The following is a 22,300-nucleotide window of genomic DNA, read 5'->3' on the forward strand; positions in this document are numbered from 1 at the left end:
CGCGGCACGCTCCGGGGCCCTCGGGTGGAGCTTGTCAGATGACGGGAGGCCGGCCCAGTTTGGTCAGCCGCCACACCGTACGCCACTTCATGGGGCGGCGCGGTCCGCACGGGGTGGCCCAGCCTTCGCGGAAACCGCCGAACCACGCCTTCAGCGCGGGCCCCGAGGGGCGGCGCAGCAAAGTGAGCAGCAGCCACACGCCGAGGTACACCGGGACCAGGGGCGCGGGCAGGTTGCGGCGGGCCAGCCAGACGCGGTTGCGGGCGACCATGCGGTGGTAGACCGCGTGCCGCGAGGGCGCGGTCGTCGGGTGGTACAGCACCATGTCGGACCGGTAGTCGATCATCCAGCCCGCGTCGAGGGCCCGCCATGCCAGGTCGGTTTCCTCGTGCGCGTAGAAGAACTCGTCCGGCAGCCCGCCGACGTCGGCGAAGACCCGGGTGCGGACGGCGTTGGCGCCGCCGAGGAAGGTGGTGACCCGGGAGGAGCGCATCGGGTCGGAGGCGCGCAGCCGGGGCACGTGGCGGCGCTGGGTGACGCCGGTGTCGGGGTCGGCGATGCGGAAGCTGACGATGCCGAGCCCCTGGTCCTCGGCGAACGCCCGCCGGCACAGCTCGGCGGTGTCGTGGTGGGCCAGCAGGCCGTCGTCGTCGAGGAAGAGGAGCACGTCGACGTCCCGGCCGCTGGGCCCGAAGGCCTCGATGCCGACGTTGCGGCCGCCGGGGATGCCGAGGTTCTCCGGCAACTCGACGGTCCGCACGCCCTCGGGGACCTCGGGGACGGGCGAGCCGTTGCCGACCACGACCACGTCGACCGGGTCGCCGTCCTGCTTGGCGATCGAGTCGATCAGCGCGCGTAGCTCGTCGGGGCGGTTGCCCATGGTGATGACGACCGCGCCGACCTTCAGGGACGCGCTCACTTCAGCCTGCTCGACGCGAGGATGGACACCAGGTGCAGCAGTGTCTGGAGCAGGGCGATGCCGGCCAGCACGGCGACGCCGAGCCGGGAGAAGAACAGGTCGCCGCGGACCTGGTCGGCGATCGCCAGCCCCAGGATCAGCAGGGACGCCTCCATGCCGAGGATGAGCCGGTGGAACTTGAGCGCGGCGGCGGCCCTGCGGGCGAGCGCCATGCCCGAGGAGCGCGGCTCGGACGCCGCTTCCTTGACCGGCGGCAGCCCGCCCTGGTGCCGGGCGACGCCGACGAGGTCGGTCTCGGCCTTGATCAGGATCGCGCCGAGGGCGGCCAGCGTGCCGAGGAACGCCCACAGCCAGTCGATCCGGCCGCTGCCCCACAGGTCGGCGGCGCGCAGCCCGAAGCCGACGAGGACGGCGGCGTCGGTGAGATACGCCCCGACCCGGTCCAGGTAGACCCCGCCGAGGGAGTACTGCTTCTTCCAGCGGGCGATCTCGCCGTCGACGCAGTCCAGCAGCAGGTACATCTGGACGCACACCAGGCCGAGCACCGCGCCCCAGATCCCCGGCACCAGCAGCGCCGGGGCGGCGAGGACGCCGAAGACGGTCATCAGGTACGTGAGCTGGTTGGGCGTGACCCTGGTGTTGACCAGGTAGCGGTCGACCCGCAGGGACACCTCGCGCATGTAGAGGCGTCCCATCCAGTGCTCACCGCTGCGCCGGTCCTTCACCCCCGGAGGGTGGACGACCGGTCTGAGTTCAGCTACCGATGGCCTTGACATAGTCGGCGTAGGTGTCCTTGATCTGTTCGGGGGTGAGGGCGAGGTGTTCGAGGATGGTGTAGCGGCCGGGGCGGGTCTCCGGGGCGTAGGCGACCGCCCGGACGAACTCCTCGACCGTGAAGCCGATCTCCTGGGCCAGGACCGGCAGGCCGTGCCGGCGCAGCACGCCGGCCATGTGGACGGACTCCTCGTGCGCGCCGCGCAGGTACATGGCGAAGGCGGCGCCCAGGCCGCACTGCTCGCCGTGGGCGGCGGCGCGCTGGGGGAAGAGCAGGTCGAAGGCGTGGTTGATCTCGTGGCAGGCGCCCGAGGAGGGGCGCGAGTCGCCCGAGACGGACATCGCGATGCCGCTGAGGACCAGCGCCTCGGCCAGCACCTGGAGGAAGCCGGTGTCACCGACCCCGCCGGGATGGCGCAGCACCGCTTCGCCGGCCTGCCGGGCGATCGCCGCGGCCAGTCCGTCGATCTTCTCGCCGTTGACCCGGTTGGCCAGCTCCCAGTCCGCGATCGCGGAGATGTTGGAGACCGCGTCGCCGATCCCGGCGCGCACGAACCGCACCGGGGCCTGCGCGATCACGTCCAGGTCGATCACGACCGCGATCGGGTTGGGCACGCCGTAGGAGCCGCGCCCGGCGTCGTTGTCCAGCGTCGCCACCGGCGAGCACAGCCCGTCGTGCGCCAGGTTCGTCGGGACCGCCACCAGCGGCAGCCCCACCCGCGCCGCGGCGAACTTCGCACAGTCGATGATCTTCCCGCCGCCCAGCCCGACGACCGCCTCGAAGCGGCCCGCCCGCATCTCGCCGGCCAGCCGCACCGCGTCGTCCAGCGTCCCGCCGCCCACCTCGAACCAGGTCGCCCCCGGCATCGAGGCCTCGAGTCGCTGACGCAGCCGCGCGCCCGACCCGTTGGAGACGGCCACCGCCAGCCGGCCCGAGCGCGCGATCCGCTCGTCGGCCAGCACACCCGCCAGATCGTCCAGCGCACCCGCACGGATGTCCACCACGACCGGCGAAGGAATCAACCGCGTCAGTACCGGCACGCGATCTCCCGACCCCGCGCCAGATCGTCATGATTGTCGATCTCCACCCACGGCACATCACCGATCGGCGCCACATCGATGCGGAAGCCGCGGTCCACCAGCTCCTGGTACCCGTGCTCGTAGAACTGCTGCGGGTCGGCGTTCCACACCGTGTGCAGCGCGTCCGCCAGCTCAGCCGCCGCGTCGCCCTCGATCAGGGTCACGCCGATGTACTCGCCGCTCGCCTCCGCCGGATCCATCAGCTTCGTGATCCTCGTCATCCCGCGCTCCGGGTCGACGACGACCTTCATCTCCTCCTCGGCGAGCTTCTTCACCGTGTCCACCGCGAGGATGATCTTCCTGCCGTCACCGCGCGCGGCCAGCAGCGTCCGCTCCACCGACACCGGATGCACCGTGTCGCCGTTGGCGAGGATCACCCCGTCCCGCAACGCGTCCCGCCCGCACCACAACGAATAGGCGTTGTTCCACTCCTCCGCCTTGTCGTTGTCGATCAGCGTCAGCTTCAGCCCGTACTTCGCCTCCAGCGCCGCCCGCCGCTCGTACACCGCCTCCTTGCGGTACCCCACGATCACCGCGACCTCCGTCAGCCCGATCTCCGCGAAGTTCCCCAACGTCAGATCGAGGACGGTGAGCCCGTCGGCGTCGCCCTCGGGCCCCACCGGCACCAACGCCTTGGGCAGGGTGTCGGTATAGGGGCGCAGACGCCGTCCGGCGCCGGCGGCCAGCACGAGGCCGATCATGCGGGTTCTCCTTCGTCGTGTACGGCGGGCGCGCCACCCAGATGAGCGGCCACCCAGAAGCGGATGCTCTCGGTGAGCACCAGCAGGGCCACGGCCACGGCGAGGGCCGTGAGCGCGACCGTGAACTGCGCGGCGGTGAGCAGCGCGGCCAGGACGGTGACGAGCAGCGTCCGTCCTTCCTGTCCCCCTGCGGCGCGCACCAGCCAGGCCGGTGGCGGCGCTCCGGTGTCGCCCCAGTTGCGGTACACCGTGTCGTAGTGATGGTAGGCGACGGCGGCTACCAGCCCGAAAGCCGCTGGTAGGGCTCCGTTCACGTCCGCCTCGGCGGCCAGGACGAGGACGGTGCCGTATTCGGCCGCGCGGAAGACGGGGACCACCAGCCAGTCCAGTGGGCCGGTGAGGGGGCGGGAGACGGCGACGGCGGAGCACAGGACGTACACGCCGGCCGCCGGGACGACCCACCAGCTCGTGCCGAGGGACCAGGCGACGGCCAGGACCGTGGCGGCTCCGGCGAGGGCGGCGAGCGGCGCGAGGTGCGGGGCGCGGACCCGGACGACGCGGGACAGCAGCTCGGCGAGCGGCCCGCTGTCGGCGAGGGCGGCCAGGGACCGCGCCTCCCGCTCGGTGAGCGGAGTCCTGCGGCGCAGTGAGCGCAGCACCCGTCCGGCCGTGGTGTAGACGGCGGCGAAGGCGGAGCCGGCCAGCAGGGCGTAGAAGGTGATGCGCGGGGTGGCGACGGCCGTGAGGACGGCGATCATGGCCCAGCGTTCGCCGATGGGCAGCACGATGATCCGGCGCGCCCAGACCGTCCAGGCGACGCTGTCCAGCCGGTCGGCGAGGACCGGCGCACCGCCGCCGGCTCCGGATTCGGATGCGGATGCGGCGTCCGCGTCGCGGTTGGCCTCGTGGTAGGCGAAGTCGACGACGTGCCGGCAGGTCTGCACCACCATCGCGCCCAGGGCGAGGGCCCACACGTCGTCGCCGCCGCGGGCCGCGCCGAGGGCGAGGCCCGCGTAGAAGGCGTACTCCTTGGCCCGGTCGAAGGTGGCGTCGAGCCAGGCCCCGAGGGTCGAGTACTGGAGCGAGTAGCGGGCGAGCTGGCCGTCCGCGCAGTCCAGGACGAAGGACGCGATCAGCAGCACGCCGGCCGCGACGAAGCCCACCCGGGTCCCGGTGGCCGCGCAGCCGGCCGCGATCAGCGCGGTGATCAGCGAGGCGGTGGTGACCTGGTTCGGGGTGAGGCCCCGGCGGGCGCACCAGCGCGCGATGTGACGCGAGTACGGGCTGATGAAGTAGGTGGTGAAGAAGCCGTCGCCGGCCTTCACCGCCGACCTCAGGCGTACGGCCTCGTCGTCGACGGCGCTGACGGCCTGCCGCGCCTCGTTGCGGGCCTGCGGGTCGGCGGGGACGGCCGCGACCAGGGTGCCCAGCACGGGGCGGTGGACGGCGACGCCGTCGGCGTCCAGCGCGCCGACGACCCGGTCGGCCAGGCTGCCGACGACGACGGCGGCACCACCGCTCGCGGAGTTCTCCCGGGCCATCGCGCGGGTCAGGGCCTGGCGGCCTTCCCCCTGCGCGGTGAGGGCCCCGGGGATCGCGGCGAGCGGGTAGCGGGGGTCGGTGAGGCCGAGGCGCAGCGCGTGCGGGTGGCCCACGAAGCGGCTGTCGACGAGGGCGACGCGCTGGTCACCGGGTACCGAGGCGAGGAGCGTCTCCGCGTCGGCGGCGTCGGCGGCGGTCCTGACGTCGAAGCCGAGGGAGCGCAGGTCGCCCTCGATCGACGATCCCGGGACCGGCTGACCGGTGAGGATGGCGGTCGGCAACCGAACTCACTCCCTGGATTCCGGCGCGCCGCGCCGGTCGTCTGCATGATGGGGACACGAAATGATGGGGACACGAAGGGCACGCCCCGTGGCTGCGCCAGCCGGGCGGCATGTCGGCAGAGGCTATCGGATCCGGGGAAAGCCGTGTTCACCGGCCGTTCAGGTGAGGCCTGGTGGGCACCCCCGTAGGGTGTGCAGACATGACGTGGCTGATCACCGGCGGAGCCGGATACATAGGCGCCCACGTGGCACGCGCCATGACCGAAGCCGGCGAGCACACCGTCGTCCTCGACGACCTCTCCGCCGGCCTCCCCGCCCGGCTCCCGCCCGGCACCCCCCTCGTCACCGGCTCCGTCTCCGACCCGCGCCTGCTCAAGGGGCTCCTCGCCGAGCACGCCGTCACCGGCGTCGTGCACCTGGCCGCCCGCAAGCAGGTGGCCGAGTCCGTGGCACGGCCGACGCACTACTACCGGGAGAACGTGGGCGGCCTGGCCACCCTCCTCGAAGCAGCCGCCGAAGCCGGAGTGGGCCGCTTCGTGTTCTCCTCCTCCGCGGCCGTCTACGGCGACCCCGGCACCGATCTCATCACCGAGGACGCCCCCTGCGCTCCGGTGAACCCGTACGGCGAGACCAAGCTCGCCGGCGAGTGGCTGGTGAGGGCGGCGGGCGAGGCGCACGGCATCGCGACGACCTGCCTGCGCTACTTCAACGTGGCGGGGGCGGCGGCGCCGGAGCTGGCCGACACCGGCGTCTTCAACATCGTCCCGATGGTCTTCGACCGGCTCACCCGCGGCGAGGCCCCGCGGATCTTCGGCGACGACTACCCCACCCCGGACGGCACCTGCGTCCGTGACTACATCCATGTCGCCGACCTGGCGGAGGCGCATCTCGCGGCGGCCCGGCGGCTGACCGCGACGCCGACGCCCGGGGACCTGACGGTGAACGTCGGCCGGGGCGAGGGCGTCTCGGTGCGCGAACTGGTCACGCTGATCGGCGAGGTCGCCGGGGACACCCGACCGGCCGTGGTCGAGGCGCGCCGCCCGGGGGACGCCCCGAGGGCCGTCGCCTCGGCCGCGCTGGCCGCGAAGGAGCTGGGCTGGACCGCGCGGCGCGGGGTGCGCGAGATGGTCGAGTCGGCCTGGCGGGGCTGGTTGTCGCACCGCGGCACGCGCCGGTGAGGACGCCCTGACCTGCGGTTCGTTTCCGCAGGTCAGGGCACATGACAACGGTGTTCAGTGCCGCGTTGCCGGATACCCCCCACCCGTAGTTCACTGTGATCCCGGAACGGAAACCCGAACCGGTATCCGCGTGGACCCCGGACAGGATCCGGACGGACGACAGGAGGGCGGTCTCCATGGGGGCTGGGCACGATCACGGCCACGCTCACTCGCACACGCCGACCACCGGCACCGCCGCGGCGGCGTACCGGGGCAGGCTGCGCGTGGCGCTGGCGATCACGCTCACCGTGATGGTGGTGGAGATCGTCGGCGGGCTCCTCGCGGACTCCCTCGCGCTGATCGCGGACGCGGCCCACATGGCGACGGACGCGGTGGGCCTCGGCATGGCGCTGCTCGCGATCCACTTCGCCAACCGGCCCGCGAGCGAGAACCGCACCTTCGGCTTCGCCCGCGCCGAGATCCTGGCCGCCCTCGCCAACTGCCTGCTGCTGCTCGGGGTGGGCGGCTATGTGCTGTACGAGGCGATCGAGCGCTTCTTCACGCCGGCGGCGACCGAGGGCGGGCTGATGATCGTGTTCGGCGGGATCGGTCTCGTCGCGAACATGATCTCGCTGTCGCTGCTGATGCGCGGCCAGGCGGAGAGCCTGAACGTGCGCGGGGCGTTCCTGGAGGTGGCGGCGGACGCGCTGGGCTCGGTCGCGGTGCTGATATCGGCGGCGGTGATCCTGACCACCGGCTGGCAGGCCGCCGACCCCGTCGCCTCGCTCGTCATCGGCCTGATGATCGTGCCGCGGACGGTGAAGCTGCTGCGCGAGACGCTGGACGTCCTGCTGGAGGCCGCGCCGAAGGACGTCGACATGGGGCAGGTGCGGGCGCACATACTCGACCTGGAGGGGGTGGAGGACGTGCACGACCTGCACGCCTGGACGATCACCTCGGGGATGCCGGTGCTGTCGGCGCACGTGGTGGTCCGCTCGGACGCGCTGAACGCGAGCGGTCACGAGAAGATGCTGCACGAGCTCCAGGGCTGCCTGGGCGACCACTTCGACGTGGAGCACTGCACCTTCCAGCTGGAGCCGGGCGGCCACGCCGAGCACGAGGCCCGGCTCTGCCACTGACGCGGCCCGGTACGCGGCCCTCGCCGGCCCCGCCCCCGCCCCGCACCACTGTCACCCTTGCCGCACATCTGTTCAGGGCGGTTCCGCGCCCGTCCCGTAGGGCAAGATCAGCCACCGGGCCCCGCTTCCGGCGGCGGACCGGCGAGGGCCGCGTACCGTGCCGCGCGCGGGACATGCGGGCGTTCGCGCGAAGCGCCGGGAGTGCCGGACGCGTACGGCAGACTGGGGCGCGAGGACCGATGCTAAGGATGGGTATGCCGATCACTCCTGCCACCACGACGAACGGTTCGTCGAACGGCGCCGCGGACGCGATTTTGCTGGAACTGGTCGACGAGGACGGCCTGACCATCGGCACCGCGGAGAAGCTCACCGCCCATCAGCCGCCGGGGCAGCTGCACCGAGCGTTCTCGGTGTTCCTCTTCGACGAGCGGGGGCGGCTGCTGCTCCAGCAGCGGGCGCTGGGCAAGTACCACTCCCCCGGCGTGTGGTCCAACACATGCTGCGGTCACCCCTACCCGGGGGAGGCGCCGTTCGCGGCGGCGGCGCGGCGCACGTTCGAGGAGCTGGGCGTCTCGCCGTCGCTGCTCGCGGAGGCGGGCACGGTCCGCTACAACCACCCGGACCCGGCCTCGGGGCTGGTGGAGCAGGAGTACAACCACCTCTTCGTCGGGCTGGTGCAGTCGCGGCTGCGGCCGGACCCGGACGAGGTCGGCGACACGGCATACGTGACGCCGGCCGAGCTGGCCGAGCGGCACGCGAAGGACACGTTCTCGGCCTGGTTCATGACGGTGCTGGACGCGGCCCGTCCGGCGGTCAGGGAGCTGACCGGCCCGTCGGCCGGGTGGTGACGCCCGGCCTCCGGCGTCCGGCGTCCGACGCCCGCCGTCGGATGAGGCCCGCCGTCGGGTGAGGCTCGCGGTCAGGAGGTGCGGGCGGGCTTGAGCGGCAGGACGGCCCAGATCACCTTGCCGCCGCCCTCCGTGCGCTGGACGTCGCACGCGCCGCCCGCCTCCCGGGCGATCTCCCGGACGAGGAGGAGGCCCCGGCCGCCGGTGCGGCCGTGGTCGGTCTCCAGGGCGGTCGGGCGGTAGGGGTGGCTGTCCTCGACGGACACCCGCACCCAGTCGGCTCCGACGGCGACCTCCACGCCGAGCGTCGGCGACAGCACCGCCGCGTGCCGGACGGCGTTGGTCACGAGTTCGGAGACGATCAGCAGCAGTCCCTGCACCATGTCGTCGGAGACCGGCACGCCCTGGCGGAACAGCAGGTCCCGCACCGCGTGGCGGGCCCGCGGGACGGAGGCGTCCACGGCGGCGGCGGTGAACCGCCAGACCCCTTCGTACGGCAGCGGCCGGAGCGCGTCGGCGGCGGGCTCGGGAGCTTCACCCGCTGCGCCGTCGGGGCGTTCGCCGTCGGGGCGTGGGCCGGGCCCGCGCCCGTCGTCGTCCATCGTCCGGTCGCCACCCTCGCGCTCGATTGTCACCACACGTCGAGTGTTGGCACCGGGGCGCACGGCCCCCGACGACTGAACACAAGTCAGCAGATATCGAGCGTTCCCAACCGCTACTGCCCGAGACAGCCGGGAAAGCGACCGCTCCTGTCGGGTTCGTGCCGCTTTCGCGCACTATTCAGGTTGTACGGGTTTGGCGGGACGCTCGCCCGGTTCGTCCCCCGGGGCGTCCTGCACGGCCGGCCGCTCCGAGACCATGCCGACGATGCGCCGGCCGCCGAAGCCGGTGGCGATCAGACCGAGGCCGTCGAAGAGCAGGGCGAGGGAGAAGAAGCAGCCGATCACGTACTGGCTGCTGCTCGGCCATTTCGCCAGCACCAGGACGCCGAGGAGCAGGTCGAAGGCGCCCAGCAGGAGCGTCCAGCCGAACTGGGGGCCGCGCACGATCAGACCGCCGACCAGCCGGAAGAGTCCGCCGGTGAGGAAGAGCAGGGCGGCGAACATGGTGAGCGCGTCGGCGGCCGTGTCGGGACTGCGGATGACCACCACCCCGGCGGCCAGGTTCAGGGCGGCGACGACGAGACCGAGCCAGAAGAAGTTGCCGTCGCGCGACTCGACGGCGTGCAGCAGCCCCACGACGCCGCCGACCAGCAGCAGCCAGCCGAACAGCAGCATCGAGGTCAGCGTGGCGAGCCCCGTGTAGACGAGGCCGACGAGGCCGGCTACGACCAGGATCACACCGAGCACGGTGAGCCGGCCGAAGCCCTTGCGGAGCTTCGCCGCCTCGCCGTGGGGGCGGGTGGACGCGGCCATGGGAGCCTCCTCACATCACGCTCCCCTCGTGGGGTGCCTATGTCACCTTTGCCCTCGATGCCGTGCCGCTCACCTGGCCGGGCATCGATCATGGACGTCGGCGGGCGGTTAGCATCCGGCGCATGGAGCCCGAACTGTTGCACGGTGTCACCGATTCGGTGGCCACCGTCGTCCTGCACCACCCGGCCAAGCGCAACGCCATGACCGCCGCGATGTGGCGGGCGCTGCCGCCGCTGCTGGACCGGCTGGCCGCCGACAAGGACGTACGGGCCCTGGTGGTGACCGGGGCGGGCGGCACCTTCTGCGCGGGGGCCGACATCTCCACGCTCCAGGGCTCGCCCGACGAGGCGCAGGAGCTGTCGGTGCGGGCCGAGGAGGCCCTCGCCGCGTTCCCCAAGCCGACGCTCGCGGTGGTGCGCGGGCACTGCGTGGGCGGCGGGGCACAGCTCGCCGCCGCCTGCGACCTGCGCTTCGCCGAGGAGGGCGCCCTGTTCGGGGTGACCCCGGCGAAGCTCGGAATCGTCTACGCCTCCTCCGCGACCCGGCGGCTGGTGTCCCTGGTGGGTCCGGCCACCGCCAAGTACCTGCTGTTCTCGGGCGAGTTGATCGACACCGAGCGGGCGCTGCGCACGGGCCTGGTCGACGAGGTACTGCCCGCCGCCGAACTGGACGGCCGGGTCGAGGAGTTCACCCGGATCCTGGTCTCCCGGTCCCAGCTGACCCAGGCCGCGGCAAAGGAGTTCGCGAACGGCCGCACCGACCGCGACGCCCACTGGACCGCCCAGGCCCGCGCCTCCGCCGACACCGCGGAGGGCGTCACGGCGTTCCTGGACCGCAGGGAGCCGCGCTTCACCTGGACCACGTCAGGATGAACAGTTCGCTGGGCCATGCGGACGATTCTTCGCGGGGCGTGGAGTGTCCGCAACGACGAGTTGCGCACCTTTTCCGCCATCGGCGGAACGGCGGACGAGCATGATCGGCTGTCGGCGAGGTACCCGTTCACCTCCGGCCGCGGTGGCCGGAGAAGGAAAGGAGTGCTTCGTGTTCCGTGCTATCGCTGATGTGCTGCGGCAGATCGGTGGCGCCATCGCCACCGTCGTGACGCTTCCCTTCCGGGCCGTGGCCCGGCTGTTCGGCGGCGCGTCCGCCTCGACGCGGCGCGGCAGGGCCTGAGGCCCGCCCGGGATCCGCCCTGATCCACGAGACTCGGCGTCGCCTGCCACAATTGCGGCGCAACCTCAGTGGAGAAGGCGGTACGGGATCGTGACGACACCCGGGTCCAGCGCGACCATGGCAGCAGGGTCCATCGAAGGCAGGATCGCCGAGGAGCTCGGCGTACGGGAGCGGCAGGTGAAGGCCGCCGTGGAGCTGCTGGACGGCGGCTCGACGGTGCCTTTCATCGCCCGCTACCGCAAGGAGGCGACCGAGACGCTCGACGACGCGCAGCTGCGCACCATCGAGGAGCGGCTGCGCTATCTGCGGGAGCTGGAGGAGCGCCGGGCGGCGATCCTGGAGTCCGTGCGTGAGCAGGGCAAGCTCACCGACGAGCTGGAGGCGCGGATCCGGGGCGCCGAGACCAAGGCGCGCCTGGAGGACGTCTATCTGCCGTACAAGCCGAAGCGGCGGACGAAGGCGCAGATCGCCCGGGAGGCCGGGCTCGAACCGCTCGCCGAGGGGCTGCTCGGCGATCCGGGCGTCGATCCGCTCGCCGCGGCCGCCGCGTTCGTGGACGCCGACAAGGGCGTCGCCGATCCGCAGGCCGCGCTGGACGGCGCGCGGGCGATCCTCACCGAACGCTTCTCGGAGGACGCCGACCTGATCGGCGAGCTGCGCGAGCGCATGTGGGGGCGTGGGCGGCTGACGGCCAAGGTGCGGGACGGCAAGGAGGAGGCCGGCGCGAAGTTCGCCGACTACTTCGACTTCTCCGAGCCGTTCACCGAGCTGCCCTCGCACCGCATCCTGGCGATGCTGCGTGGCGAGAAGGAGGAGGTCCTCGACCTCGTCCTGGAGCCGGAGGAGCCCACGGACGGGCCCTCGTCCTACGAGGGGATCGTGGCCGGAAGGTTCGGCGTCGCCGACCGCGGCCGGCCGGCCGACAAGTGGCTGAAGGACACGGTCCGGTGGGCCTGGCGCACCCGCATCCTCGTCCACCTCGGCATCGACCTGCGGCTCCGGCTGCGCACGGCCGCCGAGGACGAGGCGGTCGACGTGTTCGCGGCGAACCTGCGCGATCTGCTGCTGGCCGCCCCGGCCGGCACCCGCGCCACCCTCGGCCTGGACCCCGGTTTCCGTACGGGCGTGAAGGTGGCGGTGGTCGACGCGACCGGCAAGGTGGTCGCCACCGACGTCATCTATCCGCATGTGCCGGCCAACAAGTGGGACGAGGCGATCGCCAAGCTCGCGCGGCTGGCGAAGGAGCACGCGGTCGACCTGGTCGCGATCGGCAACGGCACCGCCTCCCGCGAAACCGACAAGCTCGCCGGTGAACTCATCGCCAAGCACCCCGAGTTGCAGCTGACGAAGGTGATGGTGTCCGAGGCCGGCGCCTCGGTGTACTCGGCGTCCGCGTTCGCCTCGCAGGAACTGCCCGGCATGGACGTGTCGTTGCGCGGCGCGGTGTCCATCGCCCGCCGGCTCCAGGACCCGCTGGCCGAACTGGTGAAGATCGACCCGAAGTCGATCGGCGTCGGCCAGTACCAGCACGACCTGTCCGAGGTGAAGCTGTCGCGCTCGCTGGACGCGGTGGTGGAGGACTGCGTGAACGGCGTCGGCGTCGACGTGAACACCGCGTCCGCGCCGCTGCTCGCCCGCGTCTCCGGCATCACCTCAGGGCTCGCCGAGAACATCGTGGCGCACCGCGACGCCAACGGGCCGTTCACCTCGCGTTCCGCGCTGAAGAAGGTGCCCCGGCTCGGCCCCAAGGCGTACGAGCAGTGCGCGGGCTTCCTGCGGATCCGCGGCGGCGACGACCCGTTGGACGCGTCCAGCGTGCACCCCGAGGCGTATCCGGTGGTACGGCGGATGGTGAAGACGTCCGGGCAGGAGGTGGCCGCGCTCGTGGGCAACACCTCGGCGCTGCGCTCGCTGCGGCCGGCCGACTTCGTGGACGAGACGTTCGGTCTGCCGACCGTGACCGACATCCTGAAGGAGCTGGAGAAGCCCGGGCGCGACCCGCGTCCGGCGTTCAAGACGGCCACCTTCAAGGAGGGCGTGGAGAAGATCTCCGACCTGGCGCCCGGGATGGTCCTGGAGGGCGTCGTGACGAACGTGGCGGCCTTCGGGGCGTTCATCGACGTCGGCGTCCACCAGGACGGGCTGGCGCACGTGTCCGCGCTGTCGCGGACGTTCGTCAAGGATCCCCGGGACGTGGTCAAGCCGGGTGACATCGTCAAGGTGAAGGTCCTGGACGTCGACATCCCGCGCAAGCGGATCTCGCTCACGCTCCGGCTGGACGACGAGGCCGCCCCGAAGGGCGGTTCACCGGGCGAGGGCGGCCGGCCGCAGCGCGGCGGCGGACGTGCGCCGCAGCAGCGGCAGGGCGGGCAGCGCGGCGGAGGCGGCGGCGGTCAGCGGGGTGCGGGCCAGCAGGGCGGCGGCCAGCGGGGCGGCGGTCAGCGCGGCGGCGCGGGCGGCGGGCGGCAGGCTCCGGCGCCGGCGAACAGCGCGATGGCCGACGCGCTGCGGCGCGCGGGGCTGGTCGACCCCAAGAACAAGCGCTGACGCCTTGAACGACGGGCCCGGCTCCCGCACCTCGCGGAGGCCGGGCCCTTCTCCGTGCCCAGCAAGCCGGGCCTTCTCGCACCGGCTTCGGCGGCACCCCGAAGGGGCGCGGGGAACTGCGCGACCAGCCACGACGGTGCCGCGGACGAACAACGGCACATCGCGGCGCTTCCAGCGGAGCGGTCAGTGTTCGGTCACCTTGCCGTCCGCCACTTCCAGGCGGCGGGTGACGTGGACCGCGTCCAGCATGCGGCGGTCGTGGGTGACCAGGAGGAGCGTGCCCTCGTAGGCGTCGAGGGCGGACTCCAACTGTTCGATGGCCGGGAGGTCGAGGTGGTTGGTCGGCTCGTCGAGGACGAGGAGGTTGACGCCCCGGCCCTGGAGCAGGGCGAGGGCGGCCCTGGTCCGCTCCCCCGGTGACAGCGTGGCCGCCGGACGCAGCACATGGTCCGACTTCAGACCGAACTTGGCCAGCAGGGTGCGTACTTCGACCGGTTCGGTGTCGGGTACGGCGGCGCTGAACGCGTCGAGCAGGGCCTCGGGGCCGTGGAACAGCTTCCGCGCCTGGTCGACCTCGCCGACCAGGACGCCCGAGCCGAGGGCGGCGTGCCCGGCGTCCAGCGGGATCCGGCCGAGCAGCGCGCCGAGCAGCGTCGACTTGCCCGCGCCGTTCGCTCCGGTGACCGCGACCCGGTCGGCCCAGTCGATCTGGAGGGAGACCGGGCCGAAGGCGAAGTCGCCGCGCCGCACCTCGGCGTCGCGCAGGCCGGCGACGACCGCGCCGGAACGCGGGGCCGCCGCGATCTCCATGCGCAGCTCCCACTCCTTGCGCGGCTCTTCCACGACGTCCAGGCGTTCGATCATGCGCTGGGTCTGCCGGGCCTTCGCGGCCTGCTTCTCACTGGCCTCGCTGCGGAACTTGCGGCCGATCTTGTCGTTGTCGTTGCCCGCCTTGCGGCGTGCGTTCTTCACGCCCTTGTCCATCCAGGAGCGCTGGGTCTGGGCGCGGTCCTGGAGGGCGGCCTTCTTGTCGGCGTACTCCTCGTAGTCGTCGCGGGCGTGCCGGCGGGCGATCTCGCGCTCCTCCAGGTAGGCGTCGTAGCCGCCGCCGTAGAGGTTGATCCGCTGCTGGGCGAGGTCGAGTTCGAGGACCTTGGTGACGGTGCGGGTGAGGAACTCGCGGTCGTGGCTGACGACGACGGTCCCGGCGCGCAGGCCCTTCACGAAGCGTTCCAGGCGCTCCAGGCCGTCGAGGTCGAGGTCGTTGGTCGGCTCGTCGAGGAGGAAGACGTCGTAGCGGGAGAGGAGGAGGGAGGCGAGGCCGGCGCGGGCGGCCTGGCCGCCGGACAGGGACGTCATCGGCTGGTCGAGGTCCACGCCGAGGCCGAGGGAGTCGGCGACCTCCTCCGCGCGCTCGTCGAGGTCCGCGCCGCCGAGGCCGAGCCAGCGCTCCAGGCTCGTCGCATAGGCGTCGTCGGCGCCCGGGGCCCCGTCGACCAGGCCCTGGGTGGCCTCGTCCATGGCGCGCTGCGCCTCGGCGACCCCGGTGCGGCGGGCGAGGAACGCGCGCACGCTCTCGCCGGGGCGGCGCTCCGGTTCCTGGGGCAGATGGCCGACGGTCGCGGTCGGCGGGGAGAGCCGCAGCTCGCCCTCCTCCGGCGCGGTGAGTCCGGCGAGGAGCCCGAGCAGCGTGGACTTGCCCGCGCCGTTGGCTCCGACCAGCCCGATCACGTCGCCGGGCGCGACGACGAGGTCGAGCCCGGAGAAGAGGGAGCGGTCGCCGTGGCCGGCGGCGAGGTTCTTGGCGACGAGGGTGGCAGTCATCAGACGCCAGATCCTAGTCGGCCCGCGGCGGCGCGGTGCGCGACGGTCTCGCCTCACCGCGGTGGCCGTGACGCGTCGGGGAGCGGGGAAGGGCGGAGGGGGCGGCGGTCGGGCCGGTGCCGCCCCCTCCGGGAGGGGCCTGCGCCGCCCCTTCCGGGACGGTCGGTGCCGCCCCCTCCGGGACAGTCGGGCTACGGCACGCGGTGGGTGCGCGTCGGCGCCCGTACGCCGTCCCGCGGTGCGGTGCCGGGTGTCGTGGCCGCCGTCGCTCCGGCCGTCGCCGTAGCGGCGGCGAAGGCGCGGGCGCCGCCGACGAACGGGACCCGGGCCGAGGTGCGGGACAGGTCCAGGGTGAGGCTCGGGGTGTCGACGGGCGGGTCGACGAGGTCCTTGTCGGTGCCGGCGACGATCAGCGCCAGCCGGTGGCCCTCGGGCACCACGTGGTCGGTGGCCGCGAGGTCGATGGTGATCGAGTAGGGCCGGCCCGGAGTGAGCGCGGAGCCCTTCCCGGCGTGGGCGTGGGTACCGAGGTCGGCCCAGCCCCGGCTGACGACGGTGTGGCCGACGTCGGCCGTGCGCGCCGCGGTCTCCCTGAAGCAGGCGCTGTCGCCGGCGCTGCTCACCCCCCAGCAGGTGCGCTCGGCGAGGGTGACGATGCCCTCGCCGCTCGCCGCGTAGTCCCGGACGGTGTCGGGGCCGAGGTCGACGAGGACGGCGCTCAGATGGGCCGTCGCGGTGGTGGGCGTGACGGTGACGGTCACCTCGGAGGAGCCGGACAGGCGCAGGTCACGGGTGAGGGGCGCGGTGACGAAGCCGGCCTTGTCGGGGGTCGGTGCGTCGATCCGCGCGGCCCAGTCGGTCTCGCCGAGCCGCGGGTCGTCGGTGAAGGTCGCGGTCCCCTTGCCCTTGCGCAGGCCGAGGACGCCGACGCCGGGGTGGGCGCCGGGGGCGGGCCGCAGGGTGGCGGTGCGGGTGTCGCGCGGCGGCCAGACCTTCGAGGTGACCCACTGGTCGGGGTGGCGTTCGACGTCGGCCATCGGCTCGCGGTCGACGCCGTTGTCGTAGCCGAGGAGTTCGTGGTCGAACCAGCGGTGCAGGGTCTTCACCCAGGCGGCGCGGCGGAAGTCGAAGGGGTCGACGTGGCCGGTCTGGGAGAGCCAGATCTTGCGCTCGACGCCGTGCCGCGCGAGAGCGTCCCACCACTGGCCGACGTGCTTCATACGGACGTTGAGGTCCTGGAGTCCGTGCACGAGGAAGACGCTGGCTTCGACCTTGCCCGCGTCCTTCACGTAGTCGCGTTCGGTCCACAGCCGGGTCCAGTCGCCCGTGCGGGGCGCCTGCTCGACCAACCGGCGCTGCACGGCGGCGCACTTGGTGCGGGCGTCCGGGCTGTCGACGTAGTTCGACAGCCAGTCGGGGCCGGAGTCGTAGAGCGGGGCGCCCTGTTGGAAGTAGTAGTCGTACCAGGAGGAGATGGCGCTGATCGGGACGATGGTCTTCAGGCCCTTCACGCCGGTGGCGGCGACGCCGTTGGCTATGGTGCCGTCCCAGCTCTTGCCGATCATGCCGGTCGCGCCGTCGGTCCAGGTCGCCTTGACGGCGGTGCCGCCGCTGCGGGCGGTGTAGGCGGCGCCGCGTCCGTTGAGCCAGTCGACGACGGCCTTCGCGGAGAGGACGTCGGACCGGCCGCCGACGTCGACGCAGCCGTCGGAGCGGTTGGTGCCGGCCAGGTCGACGCCGACGAAGGCGTAGCCGCGCGGCACGAAGTAGTTGTCGTAGAACAGCGGCATCTGCGCGACGGCCCCGTTCGCGTCGTACGTCTTGCGCTGGCTCTCGTTGCCGCGTCCGCAGCAGGAGTAGTAGGGGCTGGCGTCCATGATGACGGGCACCTTGCGGCCCCGGGCGGCGGGTTCGCGGGGGCGGACGATGTCGACGGCGACCCGGTCGGTCCTTCCGTCGCCGTCGCCGTCGAGCCGGGTGTCGACCCAGACGGCCTCGCGGACGGCGTTCTCGTAGGAGTACACCGGCTTGCTCTCGCGCGGGGCGGCGTGGGCGGTCGCCGGGGTGAGGAAGGCGGCCACCAGGGCGGTGACGGCCGCGGCCGTGAGCGGTCTCCAGATCGTGAAGCGCGTGCGTATCGGCATGCGCCTGGACGGTACAGCGGTCAACTCATGTATAGAAGAGGGCATTTGTGAGCGGACTGTGGCCGGAACACGTCGATGGACGGTCGGGTCATGACGGCCGAATGGCGATCGTGTGACAGCGGCGGCGCTGGGCAGGTCCCGGGCACAGGGAGTTCGTAGGCTCCCGACAGACCTCGTCCCCCCACGGCTTGGAGCTTTCGTGCACCGCAGACTCATCGCGCCGGGCGCACTCGCCGCCGCGTCCGTCCTGTTGGCGATCCCGGCGTCGGCCGCGAGCGTCTCCCCCGGCGCGCCGGGCATCGGCGACCCCTACTACCCGGCCTACGGCAACGGCGGCTACGACGTCTCCCACTACGACCTGCGGCTGAAGTACCAGCCCGCCTCGGACCGGTTGGAGGGCACGGCGACGATCCTCGCGAAGACGACGCAGGATCTGTCGCGGTTCAACCTGGACTTCCTGCTCGACGTGAGCGAGGTGCGCGTCAACGGCGCGAAGGCGGCGTTCTCCGCTTCGGGAGAGCACGAGTTGGAGATCACCCCGAGGACACCGCTGGCGAAGGGCGCGGCGGTGACCGTGGTGGTGCGCTACAGCGGCGTCCCGTCCTCCAAGGAGGCGTACGGCTTCACCAGTTGGCACCGCACGCCGGACGGCGGGGTCGGCGCCAACGAGCCCGAGTCGGCCTGGTGGTGGTTCCCGAGCAACGACCACCCGCTCGACAAGGCCACCTTCGACGTCTCGGTGCAGGTGCCGGACGGCACCCAGGCCATCTCCAACGGCATGCTCCAGTCGACGACTTCACGGGCCGGCTGGACCCGCTACAGCTGGCGTTCCGACAAGCCGCAGGCGACCTATCTGGCCACCCTCGCGGTCGGCAGGTTCGACATCACGACCGGCCGCACCGAGAGCGGCGTCCCGGTCGTCAACGCCTACAGCAAGGACCTCGGCGCCCACGACGGCGCGGCGCGGGCCAGCGTCGAGCGGACCGGGGAGATCGCCGACTGGCTGACCGAGTACTTCGGGCCGTACCCCTACAACGCGCTCGGCGGGTACGTCCCGAACGTCACCACCGGGTACGCGCTGGAGACGCAGACCCGGCCCTTCTACAGCCCGCGGCAGTTCGCCAACGGGTCGAACACCTCCGTGGTCGTCCACGAGCTGGCCCACCAGTGGTACGGCGATCTGGTGTCCGTCGCCGGGTGGAAGGACATCTGGATCAACGAGGGCTTCGCCCGGTACGCGCAGTGGCTGTGGTCCGAGCACGAGGGCGAGGGCACGGCCCAGGAGATCGCGGACTACGTGTACGCCTCCCGGCCGGCCGACGATCCGTTCTGGACGGTGCGGCCGGGCGACCCCGGCCCGGAGAACCAGTTCCACGTGGCGGTGTACGACCGGGGCGCGCTGGCCCTTCAGGCGCTGCGCGACGAGATCGGCGACGAGGCGTTCTTCACCCTGCTGAAGGGCTGGCCGCAGCGGCACGCCCACGGCAACGCGACCGTCGCCGGCTTCCAGCGGTACGCGGAGGAGGTCTCCGGCCGGCCGCTGGCCGCGCTCTTCGACACCTGGCTGTTCCAGCCGTCGAAGCCGGCCGCGCCCGCGGCGGCCGAGGCCTCGCTGTCGACCCGGGCGCTCGGCACGCGGGGCGCGCCCGAGCGGCCGAAGTCATGGCAGAAGATCGCCGCGACGAACGGGGTGCACGAGCACTGAGCACGAGCACGAGCACTGAGCGAGGAGTTCGTCCCGGGTGACGGTGTCCGTCCGCGCGGACGCTCACGGTGCTCTCAGGCCTCCCCGTGGTCGTACACCGTCACCGCGATGCCGCGCTTCACCAGGCGTTCGGTGATCAGCGGTTCCACCCGGGACCACTTGCCGCCGGCCAGGCCGCAGCCTATGCGGGGCATGTGGACGGAGGCGTCGAGTTCGGCCGCCTTGTCGGCGAGGAGCGCGAGTGCCGCGTCGATGGCCTCGTAGCGCACGGGGACGCCCTTGCTGCCTGTGCGCGTGCCGCGCTGGCCGACCAGGTTGGCCACCCACACGTACGGCTCGACCTGGACGAACTGGGCCGCGCCCAGCCCGAAGTCGTTCGCCGCGCGCCCTCGGTGCCAGGCGCGGTAGGCCGCTTCGGGCTGCGGCCAGCGGCGGGAGAGCGCCAGCACGAAGCCCTTTCCCCATCCCCCGATGTCGTTGCAGACATGGGCGATCACCTTGACGCCCTTCACCGACGGCACGGTGGCGTCACCCCGGACGTAAGTGATCTCCGACATGACGCCACCGTAGGCGGTGCCACTGACAATGGCCTCCGAGCGTCGTGAGGCCGCCGTGCCGAGGCGGAAAGCCGCCGGGCTACTTCGTGAGGTCGGTCAGCTCCCGCTCGGCCGTCCGCGCCACCCGCCGGCGGATCGCGAACCAGCCGCCGACGAGGGCGGCGGCGATCAGCGGGATGAGCAGCAGGGTCTTACGGCCGACCTCGGGGTCGTTCCACATCAGGACGAGCACGGCGACCAGGAAGGCGATGGTGGCGATCTCCGTGACCGGGCTGCCGGGGAGCCGGAAGGAGGGGCGGTCGAGCAGGCCGGCCTTGGCGCGGCGGACGAAGACCAGATGGCAGACCATGATGATCACCCAGGTGCTGACGATGCCGAGGGAGGCGACGTTCAGCACGATCTCGAAGGCCTGCTCCGGCACGAGGAAGTTCAGGCCGACGCCGAGGACGCAGACCCCGCAGGTGAGGAGGATGCCGCCGTAGGGCACCTGGCTGCGGTTCATGCGGGCGGTGAACTTCGGGGCGGAGCCCGCCATCGCCATGGAGCGCAGGATGCGGCCGGTGGAGTACAGGCCGGAGTTCAGCGAGGACATGGCGGCGGTGAGGACGACGAGGTTCATCACGTCGCCCGCGCCGGAGACGCCGATCTTCGACAGGACGGTGACGAAGGGGCTCTGGTCGGCGGAGTAGGCCGAGCCGGGCAGCAGTAGCGCGAGCAGGACGACCGAGCCGACGTAGAACAGGCCGACCCGCCACATGATCGAGTTCACCGCGCGCGGGACGACCTTCTCCGGCTCGGAGGTCTCGCCCGCGGCGACGCCGACCAGCTCCAGGGCGGCGTACGCGAAGATCACGCCCTGCATGACGAGGACGACGGGCATCAGGCCGTGCGGGAGGAAGCCGCCGTTGTCGCTGATCACGCTCAGGCCGGGCGTCCGGCCGTCGACCTCGTGCTGGGTGGCGAGCAGGAAGATGCCGATGCACATGAAGGCGACGAGGGTGGCGACCTTGACGATGGAGAACCAGAACTCCATCTCGCCGAAGATCTTCACCGAGATGAGGTTCACGGCCAGGACCACGGCGAGCGCGATCAGCGCCAGCACCCACTGGGGGATGCTCGTGAACATGCTCCAGTAGTGCGTGTAGAGCGCGATCGCGGTGATGTCGGCGATGCCGGTGGTCGACCAGTTCAGGAAGTACATCCAGCCGGCGACATAGGCGCCCTTCTCGCCGAGGAACTCACGCGCGTACGACACGAACGATCCGGAGGACGGCCGGTAGAGGACCAGCTCGCCCAGGGCGCGGACGACGAAGAACGCGAAGACGCCGCAGACGAGGTAGGCCAGCGCGAGCGCCGGGCCCGCGTTGTGGAGGCGTCCTCCGGCACCCAGGAAGAGGCCGGTGCCGATGGCGCCGCCGATGGCGATCATGTTGACGTGGCGGTGCTTGAGGTCCTTGCTGTAGCCGGCGTCGCCCGCGTCCGCGGGGGTCGTGGCCGCCCGAGGGTGGGAGACGGCCTCGGCCGTGTGCACGGTGTCCTTGCTCACGGGGGGTACCACTCTCTGGTGCGCCCGGGCGTCGTGCGCTCGGGTTTCCTTACGGTCATGGCCCGCGGCTCCCTGGTCGGGGCACAGACCAAGGGGGCAGCTTCCCAGAGGGTGACCGGCCATGCGGTGGCTCATGTCACAGAGGGTGACTCCTCACAGGGTCCTCACTCCTGCCCCACGCCTTTCACAGGAGTGGTGTGACAGCGATACTGCTGCGCATGACGATCGAGACCGAGGAGCCGGCCCTCACGGTCGACGAGCTGGCCGCCCGAGCCGGCGTCACGGTGCGCACGGTCCGCTTCTACAGCACCAGGGGGCTGCTCCCGCCGCCGGTCATCGGCCCACGCCGGGTGGGCCACTACGGTCCGGGGCATCTCGCGCGTCTCGCGCTGATCGAGGAGCTCCAGCAGCAGGGCATGACGCTGGCCGCGATCGAGCGCTACCTGGACCGGCTGCCTCCCGGTCTCGACGCCCACGATCTCGCCGTCCACCGCGCGGTGGTGGCCTCCTGGGCGCCGGACGCGGTGGAGACGGTGACACGGGAGGAGCTCCGGCGGCGGGCGGGGCGGGCGCTGCGGCAGGAGGACGTGGACCGGCTGGCGGCGATGGGCGTGATCGCCGAGGGCGACGCGGAGGGGTCGTACCGGGTCGATCCGGGGCTGCTGAGGCTGGGCGTCCGGCTGCTCGACGTGCCGCTGTCGCCGGCGTCGATCCTCGCGGCCCGCCATGTGCTCGTGGAGCACGCGCGGGCCGCCGCCCGGGAGATGTCGCGGCTGCTGCGCGAGGAGGCCCCCGAGGGCGACGCGCGCGCGGTGCGGTCGCTGTCGGCGCACATGCAGCCGCTGGTGGTGCAGGCGCTGCTGACGGCGTTCCAGCGGTCGCTGACCGAGGAGGTGCGGGAGTGGCTCGGGGAGCCGCCGCCGTAGGACGGCTCCCCCTGAGGCATTC

19 protein-coding genes are annotated in these 22,300 nt (G+C 72.4%); 8 read left to right on the forward strand and 11 right to left on the reverse strand.

Annotation, left to right across the window (positions count from 1 at the left end; genetic code table 11):
* Positions 1 to 34 precede the first annotated feature (34 nt).
* Genes ACFYX4_RS12890 through ACFYX4_RS12910 form a run of 5 tightly spaced genes read right to left on the reverse strand, consistent with a single transcriptional unit; the run spans position 35 to position 5,297 of the window.
* Entirely contained in the window at positions 35 to 919 is an 885-nt protein-coding gene (locus ACFYX4_RS12890; RefSeq protein WP_389330507.1) for a glycosyltransferase family 2 protein, read from the reverse strand.
* The gene (locus tag ACFYX4_RS12895) at positions 916 to 1,695 is read right to left on the reverse strand and encodes a CDP-alcohol phosphatidyltransferase family protein (protein WP_389330510.1); all 780 of its coding nucleotides are present in this window, start codon (positions 1,693 to 1,695) and stop codon (positions 916 to 918) included. Before ACFYX4_RS12895 ends, ACFYX4_RS12890 begins: the two co-directional genes overlap by 4 nt.
* Complete coding sequence (locus tag ACFYX4_RS12900; protein WP_389330513.1) at positions 1,673 to 2,734, reverse strand: iron-containing alcohol dehydrogenase family protein; 1,062 nt, start codon at positions 2,732 to 2,734, stop codon at positions 1,673 to 1,675. Before ACFYX4_RS12900 ends, ACFYX4_RS12895 begins: the two co-directional genes overlap by 23 nt.
* Positions 2,722 to 3,474, reverse strand: coding sequence for a sugar phosphate nucleotidyltransferase (locus ACFYX4_RS12905; RefSeq protein WP_389330516.1), 753 nt, complete (start codon positions 3,472 to 3,474; stop codon positions 2,722 to 2,724). Before ACFYX4_RS12905 ends, ACFYX4_RS12900 begins: the two co-directional genes overlap by 13 nt.
* Positions 3,471 to 5,297: a DUF5941 domain-containing protein gene (locus tag ACFYX4_RS12910; RefSeq protein ID WP_389330519.1), complete on the reverse strand. Its 1,827-nt coding sequence runs from the start codon at positions 5,295 to 5,297 to the stop codon at positions 3,471 to 3,473. The genes ACFYX4_RS12905 and ACFYX4_RS12910 overlap by 4 nt, the downstream gene beginning before the upstream one ends.
* Before the next feature lie 200 nt (positions 5,298 to 5,497).
* Between ACFYX4_RS12910 and galE the strand changes: the two genes are divergently transcribed.
* The 3 genes from galE to idi all read left to right on the forward strand — a co-directional run bounded on the left by galE (position 5,498) and on the right by idi (position 8,441).
* Positions 5,498 to 6,475, forward strand: a complete 978-nt coding sequence (galE, locus tag ACFYX4_RS12915) for a UDP-glucose 4-epimerase GalE (protein WP_389330522.1) — start codon at positions 5,498 to 5,500, stop codon at positions 6,473 to 6,475.
* Positions 6,476 to 6,651: 176 nt separating this feature from the next.
* Positions 6,652 to 7,593 (forward strand): cation diffusion facilitator family transporter, encoded by a 942-nt coding sequence (locus ACFYX4_RS12920; RefSeq protein ID WP_389330525.1) that lies wholly within the window; start codon positions 6,652 to 6,654, stop codon positions 7,591 to 7,593.
* Between the two features lie 254 nt (positions 7,594 to 7,847).
* Entirely contained in the window at positions 7,848 to 8,441 is a 594-nt protein-coding gene (idi, locus tag ACFYX4_RS12925) for an isopentenyl-diphosphate Delta-isomerase (RefSeq protein ID WP_389330528.1), read from the forward strand.
* Positions 8,442 to 8,512: 71 nt separating this feature from the next.
* Here idi and ACFYX4_RS12930 read toward each other — a convergent pair whose 3' ends face one another.
* Complete coding sequence (locus ACFYX4_RS12930; protein WP_389331698.1) at positions 8,513 to 9,043, reverse strand: ATP-binding protein; 531 nt, start codon at positions 9,041 to 9,043, stop codon at positions 8,513 to 8,515.
* Positions 9,044 to 9,217: 174 nt separating this feature from the next.
* Positions 9,218 to 9,856, reverse strand: coding sequence for an HdeD family acid-resistance protein (locus ACFYX4_RS12935; RefSeq protein WP_389330531.1), 639 nt, complete (start codon positions 9,854 to 9,856; stop codon positions 9,218 to 9,220).
* Positions 9,857 to 9,978: 122 nt separating this feature from the next.
* Between ACFYX4_RS12935 and ACFYX4_RS12940 the strand changes: the two genes are divergently transcribed.
* From ACFYX4_RS12940 to ACFYX4_RS12950, 3 genes are all read left to right on the forward strand, one after another.
* Entirely contained in the window at positions 9,979 to 10,728 is a 750-nt protein-coding gene (locus tag ACFYX4_RS12940; RefSeq protein WP_389330534.1) for an enoyl-CoA hydratase/isomerase family protein, read from the forward strand.
* 169 nt (positions 10,729 to 10,897) lie between these two features.
* Positions 10,898 to 11,029: an LPFR motif small protein gene (locus ACFYX4_RS12945; RefSeq protein ID WP_389330537.1), complete on the forward strand. Its 132-nt coding sequence runs from the start codon at positions 10,898 to 10,900 to the stop codon at positions 11,027 to 11,029.
* Positions 11,030 to 11,119: 90 nt separating this feature from the next.
* Positions 11,120 to 13,576 (forward strand): Tex family protein, encoded by a 2,457-nt coding sequence (locus ACFYX4_RS12950; protein ID WP_389330540.1) that lies wholly within the window; start codon positions 11,120 to 11,122, stop codon positions 13,574 to 13,576.
* 183 nt (positions 13,577 to 13,759) lie between these two features.
* On the opposite strand, the gene ACFYX4_RS12955 is transcribed toward ACFYX4_RS12950, so the two are convergent.
* Both ACFYX4_RS12955 and ACFYX4_RS12960 read right to left on the reverse strand, forming a co-directional pair.
* A complete protein-coding gene (locus ACFYX4_RS12955) occupies positions 13,760 to 15,400 on the reverse strand; it encodes an ABC-F family ATP-binding cassette domain-containing protein (protein ID WP_389330543.1) in 1,641 nt (546 codons plus the stop codon).
* A gap of 191 nt (positions 15,401 to 15,591) precedes the next feature.
* On the reverse strand, positions 15,592 to 17,544 hold the full coding sequence (locus ACFYX4_RS12960; RefSeq protein ID WP_389330547.1) for a Xaa-Pro dipeptidyl-peptidase: 1,953 nt from the start codon (positions 17,542 to 17,544) through the stop codon (positions 15,592 to 15,594).
* 199 nt (positions 17,545 to 17,743) lie between these two features.
* Between ACFYX4_RS12960 and ACFYX4_RS12965 the strand changes: the two genes are divergently transcribed.
* Positions 17,744 to 19,249 (forward strand): M1 family metallopeptidase, encoded by a 1,506-nt coding sequence (locus ACFYX4_RS12965; protein WP_389330550.1) that lies wholly within the window; start codon positions 17,744 to 17,746, stop codon positions 19,247 to 19,249.
* A gap of 74 nt (positions 19,250 to 19,323) precedes the next feature.
* On the opposite strand, the gene ACFYX4_RS12970 is transcribed toward ACFYX4_RS12965, so the two are convergent.
* Together ACFYX4_RS12970 and ACFYX4_RS12975 are read right to left on the reverse strand one after the other, a co-directional pair.
* Positions 19,324 to 19,806 (reverse strand): Appr-1-p processing protein, encoded by a 483-nt coding sequence (locus ACFYX4_RS12970; RefSeq protein ID WP_389330553.1) that lies wholly within the window; start codon positions 19,804 to 19,806, stop codon positions 19,324 to 19,326.
* A gap of 79 nt (positions 19,807 to 19,885) precedes the next feature.
* The gene (locus ACFYX4_RS12975) at positions 19,886 to 21,352 is read right to left on the reverse strand and encodes an amino acid permease (RefSeq protein ID WP_389330556.1); all 1,467 of its coding nucleotides are present in this window, start codon (positions 21,350 to 21,352) and stop codon (positions 19,886 to 19,888) included.
* A 218-nt stretch (positions 21,353 to 21,570) separates the two neighbouring features.
* Here ACFYX4_RS12975 and ACFYX4_RS12980 point away from each other — a divergent pair, with 218 nt between their 5' ends.
* A complete protein-coding gene (locus tag ACFYX4_RS12980; RefSeq protein WP_389330559.1) occupies positions 21,571 to 22,278 on the forward strand; it encodes a MerR family transcriptional regulator in 708 nt (235 codons plus the stop codon).
* Positions 22,279 to 22,300 lie beyond the last annotated feature (22 nt).

Origin of the sequence: Streptomyces sp. NPDC002328 (genome assembly GCF_042890065.1) — a bacterium.
In the GTDB taxonomy this organism is placed as follows: domain Bacteria; phylum Actinomycetota; class Actinomycetes; order Streptomycetales; family Streptomycetaceae; genus Streptomyces.